Here is a 16,225-nt window from a genome sequence, read left to right on the forward strand (position 1 = left end):
CAGGAGACGAGGAAAGAGCATGAAACGCTTTGAGCAAAAGACCGTCGTCATCACCGGGGGCAGCCGCGGCATCGGCGCTGCCATCGCCAGGCGCTTTGCCCGCGAAGGCGCCAATCTCGTCGTCTCCGCCAATGAGGACCTGGTCCACGGCGTTGCCGAACAGATCCGTGCTGAAGGCGGCAAGGCGATCTCCTTTATCGGCGATGTCACCGACAAGGCGAGCGTCATCGCGCTCTACGATGCGGCCGAAAAGGAATTCGGCGCGGTCGACGTCTCGATCCAGAATGCCGGCGTCATCACCATCGCCCGCGTCGAGGACCTGACGGAAAACGAGTGGGACAAGGTCATGGCGGTCAATACCAAGGGCGTCTTCCTCTGCGCCCAGGAGGCCATTGCAAGAATGCGCAAGCACAAGCGCGGCGGCCGCATCATCAATACCGCCTCCGGCCAGGCCCGCGACGGCTTCATCTACACCCCGCATTACGCCGCCTCGAAAATGGGCGTCGTCGGCATCACCCAAAGCCTGGCGAAGGAAGTCGCGACCGAAAACATCACCGTCAACGCCTTCTGCCCCGGCATCATCGAGACCGACATGTGGGCCTATAACGACCAGGCCTGGGGCAAACTGCTCGGCAATTACGGCCCCGGCGAACTGATGAAGGAATGGGTCGAGGGCATCCCGATGAAACGCGCCGGCTCCGGCGAGGACGTCGCCGGCCTGGTAACTTTCCTCGCCAGCGACGACGCCGCTTACATCACCGGCCAGACGATCAATGTCGATGGCGGGTTGATTATGTCGTAGGCGTGAAGGGTGGCGGCACTGAAATTGGACGGAACCTTGACGTCATTTGCCTTTCGCTTGCCGCTCAAGGCGCTCGTCGCTGACGCTCCTCACCCCCCTCATCTGCCCTGCCGGGCATCAACCGGGGTCGAGCCACGGGTCTGGCCCGTCCTTCGGACCCCCGCTGGGGCGAAGGGGGAGCAAGACGCACGGTAGCCACACCTATTGCAACGTCTCAAATGGAGCGAGGCGCCGCCGCGTTTCCGCTTCTCCCCAGCGGGGGTCCGAAGGACGGGCCAGACCCGTGGCTCGCCCCGGTCGATGCCGGCAGGCAGATGAGGGGGCCACACGGCACACCCTTCATTGCTTGGCTTGGGTGAACGAAAGCCAAGACAAAATGCGCCCCCTCACCAACCATACGTCCGGCTGATCGAAACCCCACCATCCGCCAGCATCGCCGTCCCCGTTACGAAACTCGACAGATCCGACGCCAGAAACAACGCCGCATTGGCGATCTCTTCCGGCTGCGCCATGCGTTTCAGCGCATGCAGTCCGTTGACGAAGGCAAGCACTTCCGCCGTTGCATCCGGCGCGTTGGTGATGCTGGCAGGCGTATCGGTGCCGCCGGGCAGAAGCGCGTTAACGCGAATGTTGCGCGAGGCCAGCTCGGCGGCGAGCACCTGCACGAAACCGATCAAGCCCGCCTTGCTCGCCGCATAAGCGCCCATCCCAGGCATGCCCGCGGTGTAGCCGACGAAGGTGGAGGTGAAGATCAGCGACCCACCGCCTTTTTCCATCGCCGCCGACTGGTGCTTGGCGCCGAGAAAGGAGGCCGTCAGATTGGTCTCGATCGTCTCGCGCCAGCCCTCCACCGACAATCCGGCAACCGGCCCCATCTCACCAAGGACGCCGGCATTGTTGAAGGCGATGTCGAGCCTGCCGAAACGCGAGACTGCTGTCTCGACCAGCCTTGCCTGCAGCGCCTCGTCCCTGACATCGCCGGCAACGGCGACGGCCTCTCCGCCCTCCGCCTCGATTTCGGCGACGACGGCGTCGAGCGCATCCTGCCGCCGGCCGTTGATCACCACCTTCGCACCTTGCCGTGCAAAGACCTTCGCGGCTGCGCGGCCGATGCCCGAGCTTGCGCCGGTGACGATCGCGACCTTGTTCTTCAGAAGTGTCATGTCCGTTTCTCCTCAGTTGTTGAGGCATCTCAAATCTCAAACATCAGCCGATGCAGCCACCCGTTTCCCGCGCGCAAAAACAAAAGGCCCGATGGCAGATCGCCTCGGACGCATACGAAATGCCAGAATCACAAGATAAAATGGTCATTTGCCGTGGTTTTCACACGCGCACCTGCCGTAACGTCAGGAGCTTTGTGCGCCGCACCATCGATTTATCCCGGGTGTGACATTCATTCGATTCCCTTCATGTATCTTCCCGACTAAGAAGGGACGCACAGGTAAAGGGAATCTCTTCATGCCGCGGTCACGCAATACTGAGGGCGCCATCTATATGAGCTTGGCGATGGCCGGCTTTTCCTCCAGCGACGCACTCTCCAAATCGGTGATCGCCTATATGAATGCCGGCGAGATCATGTTTCTGCGCGGCCTCTTCACCAGCCTGCTCGTCTATCTGATTGCCCGGAAGATGGGAGCGCTGCGCTCCTGGCGCATCATACTGAAGCCGATCATCCTGCTGCGCATCGTCTGCGAAATGTTCTCCGCCGTCACCTACATCACCGCGCTCGGCATGATGCCGATCGCCAATGCCTCGGCGATCCTGCAGTCGCTGCCGCTGGTCGTCACTTTCGGCGCCGCCCTCTTCTTCCGCGAACCTGTCGGCTGGCGGCGCTGGTCGGCGATAACAGTTGGCCTCGTCGGGGTGATGATCATCATCCGCCCCGGCCCCGATGGATTCACCGCCGCCGCTCTCCTCTGCGTCGGCGCGGTGCTGACGACGGCCGGCCGCGATCTCGCCACCCGGTCGATCGACCCGGAGATTCCTTCGCTGATGATCACCGTCATCACCGCGATCTCCATCTCCTTCTTCGGCGCGTTGCTCATCCCGGTACTCGGAGGCTGGCAGCCGGTCAGCTTTACATCGCTCGGTCATCTCCTGCTCGCCTCGGTGCTGGTGCTCGTCGGCTACCAGTCGGTCATCCTTGCCATGCGCACCGGAGAAATCTCCTTCGTGGCGCCTTTCCGCTATACGAGCCTGATCTTCTCCTCTCTGCTCGGCTTTTTCTTCTTCGCCGAAGTGCCGGACAGCTGGACGCTCCTGGGCGCTGCAATCGTCATCGCTTCCGGCCTCTATACGTTCTATCGTGAGGCCAAGCGCCACGTTGCGCCCATCGCGCAGGAATCCGAGCCGCGCGCGCCGGTGTGACGAAGGTTGAGAGGCAGGATGATGGCTGAGTTCCCGTTGGACAGATCCGGCATAGCGGGCGTCGTGCTCGCCGGCGGCCGCTCGCAGCGCATGGGCCGCGACAAGGCCCGCGTGATGCTCGGGCCCGAGAGCCTGCTCAGCCATGCGCTCGCCCGGCTCGCCCCGCAGGTCCTTTCCGTTGCCGTCAATGCCGATGCCGCCAGCGGGAACGTGCCTGTCGTTCCCGACCATATTGCCGGTAAAGCCGGGCCGATGGCCGGCATCCACGCGGCAATGGTTTATGCCGCCGGCCTTGCCTCCGTCACCCATGTCGTCACCGTCTCGGTGGATTGCCCGTTCTTCCCCGCCGATCTCGTCGCCCGGCTGGCGGCCGCTATCGAACGTCCGTCGCAGATCGCCATTGCCGCCTCCGAAGGCCGCAGCCACCCGGTCTTCGGTCTCTGGCCGGTGACACTCGCCGCCGATCTCGAAGCCTGGATCGCCACCGACGAAAAGCGCCGAGTGCGCGACTTCCTCTTGCGGCATGACGTTACGGAAGTGGCATTCCCGCTGCATCCGACCCGCGCCAGCCTGCTCGACCCTTTCTTCAACATCAACACGCCCGACGACCTCGCCGAGGCGGAACGCTGGCTGGAGGCCCTTCGCACATGACGGCACCAAAAGTCTTCGGCATCGCCGGCTGGAAGAACTCGGGCAAGACGGGCCTCGCCGTCCGGCTGGTGACCGAATTCACCCGCCGCGGCTACAGGATCTCGACGATCAAGCACGCCCATCATGATTTCGACATCGACAAGGTCGGCGCCGACAGCTACCGCCACCGCCAGGCCGGCGCCCACGAAGTCACCATCGTCTCCGGCACCCGCTACGCCATCATGCACGAATTGCGCGGCGCTCCCGAACCCGCCTTCGAGGAGATTCTCGCCCGGCTTGCCCCCTGCGATCTCGTCCTGATCGAGGGCTACAAGCGTGAGCCGATCCCGAAGATCGAGGCTCGCCGTCTCGAAGCGGCAAATCGCACGCCGCTCGCCCCGGATGATTCCCACATCGCAGCGATAGCGGCCGACCATCCCGTCACGGACACCGCCCTGCCCGTCTTCGACCTCGACGACACCACCGCCATCGCCGACTTCATCGCAGAGATCGTCGGTCTTGAGCCTCGGCTCGGAAACCACTAGCTGGCCGATTTGAGAGGCAGATCCGTCTCGCTCGCCAAGGCTTTGAGAATTTCCTTCGCAAGCTGGGCCTGGTTGTAGGGTTTTGCCAACCTCGGAAGATCGACCTCGGCGCCGGCAGGCAGATCGGCATAACCCGTTGCCAGCACGATCGGCAGCGCCGGCCGAATGGCCCGCACCGCCTGGGCGAGCTGCGCACCAGTCATGCCGGGCATCGAATAGTCGGTAATCATCACATCGAAATGCCCGCCGTTTCTGACCAGCTCCAGCGCCTGCGCGCCCGAATTTGCTTCAACGACCTCATGGCCGAGATCTTCGAGCATCTCGACGGAACTCATCGCAATCAAGGTATCGTCGTCGACCAGCAGGATCTTCAGCTTCGATGCGGCTTGCGCAAGGGGTAATTCGGTTTCGATAGGTTCTTCAGGACGCCGTTCGGTCGCGGGAAGCCACAATTCGGCAGTCGTTCCCACTCCGAGTTCGCTCGTCAGGCGAAGCGCGCCATTGAGCTGAACGGCAAGCCCATGGATCATCGACAGGCCCAGGCCGGTGCCCTTTCCGAGTTCCTTGGTCGAGAAGAAGGGATCGATGGCTTTCTTCAATGTCTGCGCGTCCATCCCGGTGCCGTTGTCGGTCACGCCGAGAACGAGGTAGGTACCCGCATCGAGATCGCGGCCGCTGCGGAGGACCTGCTCTTCGCGCAGCGATATCGACAGAGCTCCTCCCTCCGGCATGGCATCGCGCGCATTGACGGCAAGGTTGAGCAGCGCCAGCTCGACCTGGTTGGCATCGACCAGCGCCGGCGGAAGCGACGGCGGAAACACCGTCTCGATGCTGACTGACGACCCGACCGAGCGGCGCAACAGATCGTGCATGCCGGAAACCAGCTCGGTCAGATCGACCGGCTTCACCTGCAAATCCTGCCGCCTGGCGAAAGCCAGGAGACGCTGCGTCAGGGCCGCCCCGCGGCGGGCGCCCTGAAGGGCGCCTTCGACCAGACGCGTCGCCTTCCGGTCTCCCGTCACATGCTTGCCGAGCAGTTCGAGATTTCCGAGAACGACCATTAGCAGATTGTTGAAATCATGTGCGACGCCGCCGGTCAGTTGGCCGATCGCTTCCATCTTCTGCGAATGGCGAAGCTGCTCCTCGGCCTTTTCACGTTGGGCAACCTCCTCGAGCAGGCTCTGATGGGCGGCATGGACCTCACTGGTGCGTTCCCTCACCCGCTCTTCGAGGCGCTCATTGAGCCGCCTGAGGTTCTCCTCGCTCGTCTTTCGCGCTGTGGTATCGGAGGAAACGCCGACGAGTTTTTTTGCCGAACCGTATCTGTCCGTATGGAGCTGCGCACGCACCTCTGCCCAATGCGGCGACCCGTCCGGCCAGATCGTCCGGTGTTCGATCGAATAGTCGCATCCGGTATCAAGCGTCCGGTTCAGGCTCGTTTCCACGAGGCCGCGATCATCGGGATGAATGCTCGCCATCAGATCGTCATAAGAAAACTCTTCGTCCGGCCCTCGGCCGAAGATGGCCTTGCAGGTATCGGAGGCAAACAGCCTCATGGAAGATAATTCCAGCTCCCACGCACCGAGACGCCCCGCGGCAAGCGCCGTTTGCAGCCGCCGCTCCCCTTCGCTGAGCGCATCGAGCTGGCTACGCGCCTCGTATTGACGCAGACGTCCCTTTAATGCGGTCCGGGCGATACTGACGAACGAGGTCGCATGGAACGGCCGTTCGAGGAAGGTGACATTTCCGAGCACTTCGGAAAGCCTGGCGGCGGACGGATTTCGTTCAGGCCCGCCGCCCCGCGTGGTGAGAACGATGAACGGTAGATCCGACCAGCTCGGTTGCGTAGAAACCCAGGCTGCGATCGGCTTTAAATCGCCCCAGCGAACCGCCTCTTCGGTCAGGACACAAAGCGCGATGTCATCGTCGAGCAACGCGGAGAACATCGGAAGGTCGGGCGCGGTAACCGATGTCAGACCGGCCTCCTGGACCAGGGAAATGGCCACCAGGGCATCACGGCCGGCGGGGGTGTAAAGCAGCGCCTTTGGTGTGCCGGAATTAGGAATCGCCGCCATCCCCGTCATTGCTCGACAGGAGCGGCGCTGTGTCTGAGACGAATTCCGGAACGCCGCGAAGCACGCCTTGGAACCCGACGAGAGGCTCTCCGAATGTCAGACCCGCACCGTCGATGCGATATTCCCGGATGGAGTTCTCATGAGAGCCGGTCCTCTTCTTGATCACCGAGACTGCCCGCCGCACCCTTCCCGCAGCCTCGAAGTAGCGCAGGAGAACGACAGTATCGGCGAGGTAGGTGACATCGACAGGCGCCTTCATGTCGCCGACCAGCCCGTGCTGAGCAACGGTCAGAAAGGTGTTTGCACCCTGCCTGTTCAAATATTGCAGCAGCTCGTGCATATGGAGGATCAGGGAATTCTCGTCAGGCATCGAAGCCTGGTAGCCGTTGATGCTGTCGATGATCACCGTCTTGGCGCCGGACTTGTCGACGCAGTCCCGCACACGATGCGCGAATTCGCCCGGCGACAATTCAGCGGCGTCGAGCTGCTCGATGTGAACGAGACCTGCGTCTCTCATCGCCTCGAGATCCATTCCAAGCGCTCTTAGCCGCGCGAAAAGCAGCCCAAGCTCCTCGTCAAAGATAAAGGCCGCCGCCTTCTCGCCACGTGCGACCGCCGCTGCCAGGAACTGAAACGAAAAGGTGCTTTTGCCGGTCCCGGCAGGGCCGAGGATGAGCGTGCTGGAACCTCTCTCCAATCCGCCGCCGAGCAGGAGATCCAGTTTCGCAATACCGCTGGAAATTTCGTCGCGTAGGTAGTTCGATCTGTGTTCTGCGGCGACGAGCCTGGGAAAGACGACGACACCGCCGGTCTGGATGGTGAAATCGTGGTAGCCGCCGCGGAAGGCCTGGCCGCGATATTTAATGATTCTCAGGCGTCGCCGTTCGGAGCCGTAGCCGGGCGCCAGCTCTTCGAGATGAATGACCCCATGCACGACGCTGTGCACCGTCTTGTCGAGCACATCGGACGTCAGATCGTCGAGCAAGAGAACCGTCGCCCCTTGCCGCGCGAAATAATGCTTGAGGGCGAGAATCTGCCGGCGGTAACGCAGCGAGCTTTGCGCCAGCAACCTTATCTCCGACAGGCTGTCGAGGACCACCCGGCTTGGCTTGGTCCGCTCGAAAGCGGCAAAAATCTCTTTGGTGGTCTCCCCAAGTTCCAGGTCCGACGAATAAAGCAGGCTCTGCTGCTGATCGGAATCCAGCAGGCTTTCGGGAGGAACGACTTCGAAGACTTCGATATTGCCGTCGATGACCATGCCGTGCGACGCAGCACCAGCCCGCAATTCGCTCTCGGTTTCCGAGAGCGTGATGTAGAGCCCCCGCTCGCCAAGCCGCGCGCCTTCGATCAGGAATTGCAGCGCGATCGTGGTCTTGCCCGCTCCTGGATTCCCCTCCAGGAGAAACACATGGCCCGTGGAAAGACCGCCCGCCAGAATTGTGTCCAAACCGGACACTCCAGTCCGAGCTTTCGTGGCAGGCATAGCAGTATTCATTCATTGTTTCCTTCAGTTTTAATCTGAAGTAGCGGCGGCCGATAGAATGTCAAATCGCCCGCCCGGTATGATTTGGCGGGCTTCAAAGAGTTCTGGCAGTGTGCTTGGACAGGCCTCGGAAGAGATCTGCACAGGTTGGCGACGTCCGAAAAATCAACCTCTATCCCGATGGCGAAGAGCATCGACGACGAGCGCGAAAGCGGCCGAGGCATGCCGGCGGCTCGGATAATAGAGGTGGTAACCCGGAAACGGTGCGCACCAGTCCCCCAGCACACGCACCAGCCGCCCGTCGGCGAGATATGCCTGCACGGCATCCTCCGGCATGTATGCCAGCCCCGCTCCGGCCAGCGCCGCGTTCAGCCGCAGCGTGATGTTGTTGAACACCAACTGTCCCTCGACGCGAACCTTCAGCTCGTGCCCATCTTTCTCGAATTCCCATGCATAGATGCCGCCATAAGTCGGCAGGCGCAGGTTGATGCAGTTGTGGTCCATAAGGTCTTCCGGCCTTGAAGGTTTCGGCCGTCTTTCGAAATAGGCGGGAGCGCCGACCACGGCCATGCGCATGTCAGGGCCGATGCGCACCGCGATCATGTCCTTCGCCACCTGCTCCCCCAGCCGCACGCCCGCATCGTAGCCTTCGGCGACGATGTCGGTCAGACCGTAATCGACGATGATCTCGACATTGATATCGGGATAATCAGGCAGAAGTTTTTCCAGGGCCGGCCAGAGCACGACCTCCGCGGCATGCTCGCCGGCATTGAGCGGATGGTGCCTGCCGGTTTCTCCCGGAAGGCGCTGAGGGCCGCGAGTTCGGTCTCGATCTCGTCTATCCGCGGGCCGATGGTGGCGAGCAGGCGCTGACCCGCTTCCGTCGGCGAGACGCTGCGCGTCGTGCGCGTCAGCAGTCGCAGCCCGAGCCGCTCCTCCAGCCCCCGGATGGTGTGGCTGAGCGCCGATTGCGATACGCCGAGCTTCCCCGCCGCCTTCGTAAAACTCTGCGCGCGGGCAACGGCTAGAAAGACGGTTAGATCATCAATGGTCGGGCGCGGCATTTATGAAACTTTCTCATAGGTCCTTGCCGGAGATACCATCTAATCCAGGCTAAAGCCACGCGCTACCTATCCTGTAACGCGGACGATCCTGTCCGAACGGCAGAGGGAAGCACGATCATGGAAATCAAACGAAACGGTTCGCAGCCTTCGGCCAGGGGGCCGGAAGACTGGTTTACCGGCAGGGTGCGCATCGACCCTCTGTTTTCCGTCACCGATGCCGCTCGCGCCGCCGGCGCCAGCGTCACCTTCGAGCCCGGCGCCCGCACCGCCTGGCACACGCATGCGCTCGGCCAGACGCTGATCGTCACGGCGGGCTGCGGCCGCGTCCAGCGCGAAGGCGGTCCCGTCGAGGAGATCCGCCCTGGCGACGTTGTCCGGTTCGCGCCGGGCGAGCGGCACTGGCACGGCGCGGCGCCGACGACCGCGATGACGCATATCGCCATCCAGGAACAGCTCGACGGCAAGGTCGTCGACTGGATGGAGCATGTCACCGACACGGAATATCAAGGCTGAAAGGAAACGGCGATGCAGATGCGTGAACTCGGAAAGAGCGGGCTTCAAGTCTCGGCCATCGGCCTCGGCTGCATGGGGCTGAGCTACGGTTACGGGCCGGCGACCGGCCTGCAGGAAGCGATCGCCTTGATCCGGCAGGCTTTCGAACGCGGCGTGACCTTCTTCGACACCGCCGAAGCCTATGGCCCCTACAAGAACGAAGAGCTGCTGGGAGAGGCCCTGGCGCCATTCCGCGACGAAGTGGTGATCGCCACCAAATTCGGCTTTGACTTCGACGCCAATGGCGGCCAGAGCGGTATGAACAGCCGGCCGGAACAGATCCGCGCCGTTGCCGATCAGGCGCTGAAACGCCTGAAGACCGACGTCATCGACCTGTTCTACCAGCACCGTGTCGATCCCGATGTTCCGATCGAGGATGTCGCAGGCACCGTCCAGGCGCTGACTTCAGAAGGCAAGGTGAAGCATTTCGGCCTGTCGGAAGCAGGCGTCCAAACGATCCGCCGCGCCCATGCCGTTCAGCCGGTCACGGCGCTGCAGAGCGAATATTCGCTCTGGTGGCGCGAACCGGAGCAGGAGATCCTGCCGGTGCTCGAAGAACTCGGCATCGGCTTCGTTCCGTTCAGCCCGCTCGGCAAGGGCTTCCTCACCGGCGCGATCAGCGAGACGACCACCTTCGACAGCAAGGATTTCCGCAACATCGTGCCGCGCTTCTCGCCTGAGGCGCGAAAGGCCAACCAGGCCCTCGTCGATCTGCTTGCCGATATCGCCGCGCACAAGAAGGCCACCTCCGCTCAGGTCGCCCTCGCCTGGCTGCTGGCTCAGAAACCCTGGATCGTGCCGATCCCTGGCACCACCAAGCTTCATCGGCTGGAGGAAAACATCGGGGCTGCGCAAGTCGAACTCACGGCCGATGATCTCGCCAGCATCGAAAGCGCCCTCGCCACGATCAAGGTGGAAGGCGATCGTTATCCCGCGCATCTGCAGGCAAGGGTCAATCGTTGATGTGAGAGGCGGCCGCCGTGACGAGCCCCGCCAGCGGCGAAGGCTCCTGCGAGCCCACGTCATAGATACACGGGGCCGCGAAGACCGCCGCTCCCAGAATGCAGATGATCATCAATCTCATCAAATCCTCCATTGGCGAGGCCGGCGGCCTCGCCCTTGTGGTTCTACCTTCGGCGAGCCGCCGCACCGATCAGGCGACGATCAAGTCGACATCAATATTGCCGCGTGTCGCCTTCGAGTAAGGGCAGGTCTGATGAGCCTCCTCGATAATCGCCTTGGCGACATTGGCCTCGATCCCCGGCATGCTGACTTTCAGCCGGGCCTGCAGGAAATAACCGCCATTGCCCGTTCCGAGATCGACCTCGGCGTCGACGGCAAGATCGGCCGGCAGCTTGACCTTCTGGTTGGCGGCGGCAAAACCGATCGCGCCGATGAAGCAGGCCGACCAGCCGGCGGCAAAAAGCTGTTCGGGATTGGTGCCGGCGCGGTTGCTGCCGGGAGGCGACAGCTTGATGCTCAGTTCCCCATCATCGCTGTGTGAAGCGCCTTCGCGCCCGCCTGTGGTGTGGGTCTTGCCGGTATAAAGAACCTTCTCGATCTTGGTCATGAAACACTCCTTTGTTGCGTCGCTTGCTGCGACTGGGCCGCATCATGCGGCTGGGTTGACGGAGTGTGGTTTGACCGGCGGATGTATCGACGATGTTTCTGAAATTCTCCGAAATGTCACAGAATGTAGCGCCGGCCATTCCGTACATCTTGCCTTACAAATACCATGCGTTTTTCTCGCACGACGGTATGTCACCGAATGGTGATTTCCGCAGCCAGCCCGCCGCCGGCCCGATTGTAGAGCCTCAGCGATCCGCCGATCTTGGCCGTCAGCTGCTGGGCGATCGCCAGCCCGAGGCCGGTGCCGCCGGTCTCCCGGTTGCGGGATTGTTCGAGCCGGAAGAATGGCTGCATGGCCGCTTGCAGCATGTCGTCCGGAATTCCAGGCCCACGATCCATGACGGTGACGACGAAGGCATTATCTGCGCCGCGCTCGACGCTGATCTCGGCGGCGCCGGCAAACTTCAAGGCATTGTCTATGAAATTCGACAGGATGCGGCGAAGGGCGTGCGGCTTGGTGAAGGCGGCGCCCTCGACCAGCCCGATCACCGTGACGGCCTTTCCCGTGTCCTGATAGTCGTAGGCTATGCTGTCGATGAACGAGGCGAGATCGATGCGGGCGTTCTTCTCCCCGCTGCCATGGGCGCTGCGCGCATAGGCTATTCCGTCCTGGACGAGACGCTGGATCTCGGCGAGATCATGCACCAGCTTGTCCTTCTCGGGCGACTCGTCCGCCATGTCGGCGCGCAGCCGCATTCGGGTGATCGGCGTCTGCAGGTCGTGCGAGATCGCCGCCAATATCTGGACCCGCTCTTCGAGATAGTGGGCGATCCGCTCCCGCATCGCGTTGAATGCCCTTGCCGCATGCGCGACCTCGCTCGGCCCGGCCTCGCTCAAACCGGGACCGTTCTTATCGGGATCGAGCGCATCGGCAGCGGCGGCAAGTTCGCCGAGCGGCCGGATCGCCTGTCGAACCGCAAACCAGGTGCAGAGAATGAGCAGCGCCATCTGGATCGCGAAGACATAGGGCAGCCATGCGGCGATCGGCATGACGCCCTTCGGCGTGACATCGATCGTCAGGGGCGTTCCGTCGCTCAGCGTCAGATGCGCCTGCAGCCGGTTCACCTCACCTGGAATCCGTTCGATGCGGATCGGAAAGCGATGCCCGACGGCCGCCTCGATCTTTCCGGCGATCTCCCTGCCCTTGCCGGACGTGTCAGGCACACCAGCCAGGCCGGGCCCGAGCTCGAAGCGGTAGTTGCCGCGGCTCAGCCAGTCCAGAAGGCCGCCGCGCTCCCCTGGCGGAAGCCGGTCGAGAACGGCAATCGAGGTTGCGACGTCGTTCTCCAGCGTGCCGAGCATCACCGCCTTGGCCGACATATAGCGCTCCATGTAGAGAACGCTGAAGGAGAGCCCGTAAGCCAGGGCCAGACCGATAAACAGAATGAGAAAGATCCGCGATCGCAGCGTGCTCGGCCACATCAGGCCCGACAGGATGGGAATACCGGCTTTCATCGGCGCGGCTCCGAGATTTCGACCGGAACCGAGAAGACATAACCTTCGCTGCGCACCGTCTTGATGTAGCTCGGCTCGCGCGCATCGTCCCCCAGGCGCTGCCGCAGACGGCTGACGAGAAGATCGATCGAGCGATCGAAGAGCTCTGCATCGCGCCCCTGCGTCAGGCTCAGAAGCTGGTCGCGGTTGAGCACACGCTGCGGATGGTCGATGAAGACGCGAAGCAGGCGGTATTCGGCGCCGCTCAGCGCAATCGCGGTCCCCTCCTTGTCGAGCAGATGACGAGCGACCGTATCGAGCCGCCAGTCGCCGAAGGTCAGCAATTGTCCCGCCTCGCTGATCTGCAGGTTGGGCGGCAGCATGCGCGTGCGCCGCAGCACCGCCTTGATGCGGGCGAGAAGCTCGCGTGCGGCGAAAGGCTTGCCGAGATAGTCGTCGGCGCCCATCTCCAGCCCGAGGATCCTGTCCATCTCGTCGGTACGAGCCGTCAGCATCAGGATCGGGATCGCCTTGTGCCGGCCGGCGCGCAATTCGCGGCACAGCACCAGCCCGTCATCGCCGGGCATCATCACGTCGAGCACGATCAGGTCGACGGCATTGGCTTCCAGAAAACTGCGCATCTGACGCCCATCCGCGGCAACGCTGGCCCTCAGGCCGTTCTTCTGCAGATAGCCCGAGACCAGCTCGCGGATTTCACGATCGTCGTCGACGACCAGGATGTGATCGACATGATCCATATTTGCCTATTCCTCAACGATCGAGGCCACGCCACCGCTTCGTTCGCATCGAGGCGCCGGACGCGACCTACGCATATTCCGCCGGCCCGGGCAACGAGCCTCGAGAGCACGATGCCGAAAAGTGTGAGCGGTTTTCGGACGACATCACGCTCTAACTGTTATAGCACCGATCAGAAGCGATCGACGTCGATGACCGCCTGGGCAAAGGCCTGCGGCGCCTCCTGCGGCAGGTTATGGCCGATGCCGCCGCCGATCGTGCGATGCTCGTATTTGCCGGAGAATTTTCCGGCATAGGCGGAAGGCTCCGGATGCGGCGCACCGTTTGCATCGCCTTCCATGGTGATCGTCGGCACCGAAATCATCGGCAGCGCGGCGAGCTTCCTCTCATAGGCATCGTACTTCGCCTCGCCTTCGGCAAGCCCCAGGCGCCAGCGGTAATTGTGGATGACGATCTCGACGTGGTCGGGATTGTCGAAGGCGGCAGCGGACCGGTCGAATGTCGCATCGTCGAAATTCCACTTCGGCGATGCCGTCTGCCAGATCAGCTTTGCGAAATCGTGCGTGTTGCTCTGATAGCCCAGGCGGCCGCGTTCGGTGGCGAAATAGAACTGATACCACCAGGCAAGTTCGGCCTTCGGCGGCAGCGGCTTCTGGTTGGCCTCCTGGCTGCCGATCAGGTAGCCGCTGACCGATACCATCGCCTTGCAGCGCTCCGGCCAGAGCGCGGCCATGATGTTGGCGGTCCGCCCGCCCCAGTCGTAACCGGCAATGACAGCCTTTTCGATCTTGAGCGCGTCCATCAGGGCGATCATATCGGCGGCAAGCGCCGAAGGCTGGCCGTTGCGCGGGGTCTTGTCATCGAGGAACCGTGTCGTGCCGTAGCCGCGCAGATAAGGCACGATCACCCTGTAGCCGGCAGAGGCAAGCAGCGGCGCGACATCGACGAAGCTATAGATGTCATAAGGCCAGCCGTGCAGCAGCAGCACGACCGGACCATCCGCCTTCCCCGCCTCGGCATAACCGATATCGAGCACATCGGTTTTGACCTGCTTCAGCGCTTCGAACGAGGTGTTGGTTCCGGCCGTCACGTCAGGCAGCCCTGCGCTGGACGACTGCGGCTGTTGGGCTGCGGCCGCGCCGGCCACGCCGAATTCGACGGCTGCAAGCGCGATTGCCGTCATGCCGAAGAAGCGGCGGCGGTGATGGTTGATTTGCTCTGACATCGGTCTCTCCTGTCGAATGGATCACGGCGTTCAGATGACGTCCGGCTTGTATCGCCCATATGTCGCAGGCTGCGGTTTTTGAATGCGAATGTAACCTCCGCCCGCCGAGATACATTCCGATACAAACGCGCTGCCTCGACAGGGCATCCGGCCTCTCCGGATAAGGCCGTTTGTATTCTTTTGTATCGCCCGCACTCAGCGCAATAGTTCGGTACATTTTCCCGTCGAACCAGACACATCGGGGATACCTCCGCCCGGCTATTTCCCAGCCGTTGCTGGTTCAGGCCCATCGCCGTCCAGAGCCCGATCAATCGGTTTCAAAGGAAACGATGATGACACTTCTGATCATTGCCTATCTCGGAGGCGTGCTGACTATTCTCAGCCCCTGCATCCTTCCCATCCTCCCCTTCGTTTTCGCCCGCGCCGGACAGCCCTTCGGCAAGAGCACGCTGCCGATGCTGGCCGGCATGGCCGCCACTTTCGCGCTCGTCGCGACGCTTGCCGCGGTCGGCGGCAGCTGGGCCATCCGCGCCAATGAATATGGCCGCCTGGCCGCGATCGTCCTGCTCGGGCTCTTCGGAGCGAGCCTGCTGTCGCCGCGCTTCGCAAGCACGCTGGCCCGCCCGATCGTCGATGTCGGCAACAATCTTCTGAACGCCGGCGGTGGCGGACGCACCGCGCCGACGGTCAGGAGCGCGCTCATGCTTGGCGTCGCCACCGGCCTGCTCTGGGCGCCTTGCGCCGGGCCGATCCTCGGCCTCGTTCTGACGGGCGCCGCACTTCAGGGTGCCAGCCTTCAGACGAGCTTCCTACTGATGGCCTATGCCGCCGGCACTGCAACCTCGCTGGCCGTGGCCTTGCTCGTCGGCGGAAGGATATTCGCCGCCATGAAGCGCTCTCTCGGTCTCGGCGACCGTATTCGCCAGGTACTAGGCGCGGCTGTCCTGGCAGGCGTCGCCGTCATCGCGCTCGGCCTCGACACCAGCCTGCTGTCCCGCATCTCCTATGCCAGCACCGCGTCTCTGGAACAGGCCGTGCTCGACCGGCTGCATGCAAAGCCGGCCGGCGCATCTTCCGAGATGGCAAGCAAAGATGCGATCGTCGCCGCGGCCGATGCGAAGAAACCCTTCCGCAGCGACTTGCCGATCGAAGGTTATGCGCCTTCGCTCGACGGCGCCGTCGAATGGCTGAATTCCAAGCCGCTCACGTCAGAGCAGCTGCGCGGCAAGGTCGTTCTCGTCGATTTCTGGACCTATTCCTGCATCAACTGCATTCGCACCATCCCCTATGTCAGGGCCTGGGCGGAGAAATACGCCGATCAGGGTCTCGTCGTGATCGGCGTCCACGCCCCGGAATTCGCCTTCGAGAAGAAGATCGACAACGTCAGGAGCGCGGTCGGCGACTTCAAGATCGGCTACCCCGTCGCGGTCGACAATGATTACAAAATCTGGCGCGCCTTCGAGAACAGCTATTGGCCTGCCGCCTATCTGATCGATGCCAAAGGCCAGATCCGCTACCATCATTTCGGAGAAGGTAACTACGGCAGGACCGAAAAGGCCATTCAGGAGCTGCTGCGCGAAGCCGGCAGCGAAATGAAGGCAAGCGCGCCGGTCGCCCCCGACGCCAAGGGCGCGGAAGCAGCCGCAGATTTTAGGAAGCCCTG

14 protein-coding genes and 2 pseudogenes are annotated in these 16,225 nt (G+C 62.7%); 7 read left to right on the forward strand and 9 right to left on the reverse strand.

The window, feature by feature from the left end:
* Positions 1–19: 19 nt before the first annotated feature.
* The gene (locus QD408_RS23065) at positions 20–802 is read left to right on the forward strand and encodes a glucose 1-dehydrogenase (protein ID WP_414140891.1); all 783 of its coding nucleotides are present in this window, start codon (positions 20–22) and stop codon (positions 800–802) included.
* Positions 803–1,188: 386 nt separating this feature from the next.
* On the opposite strand, the gene QD408_RS23070 is transcribed toward QD408_RS23065, so the two are convergent.
* A complete protein-coding gene (locus QD408_RS23070) occupies positions 1,189–1,965 on the reverse strand; it encodes an SDR family oxidoreductase (RefSeq protein WP_414140892.1) in 777 nt (258 codons plus the stop codon).
* Between the two features lie 295 nt (positions 1,966–2,260).
* Between QD408_RS23070 and QD408_RS23075 the strand changes: the two genes are divergently transcribed.
* Genes QD408_RS23075 through mobB form a run of 3 tightly spaced genes read left to right on the forward strand, consistent with a single transcriptional unit; the run spans position 2,261 to position 4,344 of the window.
* On the forward strand, positions 2,261–3,169 hold the full coding sequence (locus QD408_RS23075; protein WP_414140893.1) for a DMT family transporter: 909 nt from the start codon (positions 2,261–2,263) through the stop codon (positions 3,167–3,169).
* A gap of 21 nt (positions 3,170–3,190) precedes the next feature.
* Complete coding sequence (gene mobA / locus QD408_RS23080) at positions 3,191–3,820, forward strand: molybdenum cofactor guanylyltransferase MobA (protein ID WP_414140894.1); 630 nt, start codon at positions 3,191–3,193, stop codon at positions 3,818–3,820.
* Positions 3,817–4,344: a molybdopterin-guanine dinucleotide biosynthesis protein B gene (gene mobB, locus QD408_RS23085; protein ID WP_414140895.1), complete on the forward strand. Its 528-nt coding sequence runs from the start codon at positions 3,817–3,819 to the stop codon at positions 4,342–4,344. The genes mobA and mobB overlap by 4 nt, the downstream gene beginning before the upstream one ends.
* On the opposite strand, the gene QD408_RS23090 is transcribed toward mobB, so the two are convergent.
* The 3 genes and pseudogenes from QD408_RS23090 to QD408_RS23100 form a co-directional block, all read right to left on the reverse strand.
* Positions 4,341–6,350 carry a response regulator gene (locus tag QD408_RS23090; RefSeq protein ID WP_414140896.1) on the reverse strand — a complete coding sequence of 670 codons (2,010 nt, stop codon included), beginning with the start codon at positions 6,348–6,350 and terminating at the stop codon, positions 4,341–4,343. The two genes, mobB and QD408_RS23090, sit on opposite strands and share 4 nt — an antisense overlap.
* A 52-nt stretch (positions 6,351–6,402) precedes the next feature.
* Complete coding sequence (locus QD408_RS23095; protein ID WP_414140897.1) at positions 6,403–7,914, reverse strand: ATPase domain-containing protein; 1,512 nt, start codon at positions 7,912–7,914, stop codon at positions 6,403–6,405.
* Between the two features lie 153 nt (positions 7,915–8,067).
* Positions 8,068–8,966: pseudogene (locus QD408_RS23100) on the reverse strand (LysR family transcriptional regulator).
* Between the two features lie 117 nt (positions 8,967–9,083).
* Between QD408_RS23100 and QD408_RS23105 the strand changes: the two are divergent.
* Both QD408_RS23105 and QD408_RS23110 read left to right on the forward strand, forming a co-directional pair.
* Entirely contained in the window at positions 9,084–9,479 is a 396-nt protein-coding gene (locus tag QD408_RS23105; RefSeq protein ID WP_414140898.1) for a cupin domain-containing protein, read from the forward strand.
* A gap of 12 nt (positions 9,480–9,491) precedes the next feature.
* Positions 9,492–10,481, forward strand: coding sequence for an aldo/keto reductase (locus QD408_RS23110; protein ID WP_414140899.1), 990 nt, complete (start codon positions 9,492–9,494; stop codon positions 10,479–10,481).
* On the opposite strand, the gene QD408_RS23115 is transcribed toward QD408_RS23110, so the two are convergent.
* From QD408_RS23115 to QD408_RS23135, 5 genes are all read right to left on the reverse strand, one after another.
* Positions 10,471–10,602, reverse strand: a complete 132-nt coding sequence (locus QD408_RS23115; protein WP_280950431.1) for a hypothetical protein — start codon at positions 10,600–10,602, stop codon at positions 10,471–10,473. The genes QD408_RS23110 and QD408_RS23115 overlap by 11 nt on opposite strands.
* A 69-nt stretch (positions 10,603–10,671) precedes the next feature.
* Positions 10,672–11,088, reverse strand: a complete 417-nt coding sequence (locus tag QD408_RS23120; RefSeq protein WP_414140900.1) for an organic hydroperoxide resistance protein — start codon at positions 11,086–11,088, stop codon at positions 10,672–10,674.
* A gap of 191 nt (positions 11,089–11,279) precedes the next feature.
* A complete protein-coding gene (locus QD408_RS23125; RefSeq protein WP_414140901.1) occupies positions 11,280–12,602 on the reverse strand; it encodes an ATP-binding protein in 1,323 nt (440 codons plus the stop codon).
* Positions 12,599–13,339, reverse strand: a complete 741-nt coding sequence (locus QD408_RS23130) for a response regulator (RefSeq protein WP_414140902.1) — start codon at positions 13,337–13,339, stop codon at positions 12,599–12,601. The genes QD408_RS23125 and QD408_RS23130 overlap by 4 nt, the downstream gene beginning before the upstream one ends.
* 170 nt (positions 13,340–13,509) lie before the next feature.
* Positions 13,510–14,562 (reverse strand): alpha/beta fold hydrolase, encoded by a 1,053-nt coding sequence (locus tag QD408_RS23135; RefSeq protein ID WP_088681105.1) that lies wholly within the window; start codon positions 14,560–14,562, stop codon positions 13,510–13,512.
* A 332-nt stretch (positions 14,563–14,894) separates the two neighbouring features.
* Here QD408_RS23135 and QD408_RS23140 point away from each other — a divergent pair.
* A pseudogene (locus QD408_RS23140) lies at positions 14,895–16,211 on the forward strand (cytochrome c biogenesis protein DipZ); the annotation flags it as partial.
* Positions 16,212–16,225: the final 14 nt, after the last annotated feature.

This window comes from Rhizobium sp. BR 249 (genome assembly GCF_047445895.1).
In the GTDB taxonomy this organism is placed as follows: Bacteria; Pseudomonadota; Alphaproteobacteria; order Rhizobiales; family Rhizobiaceae; genus Rhizobium.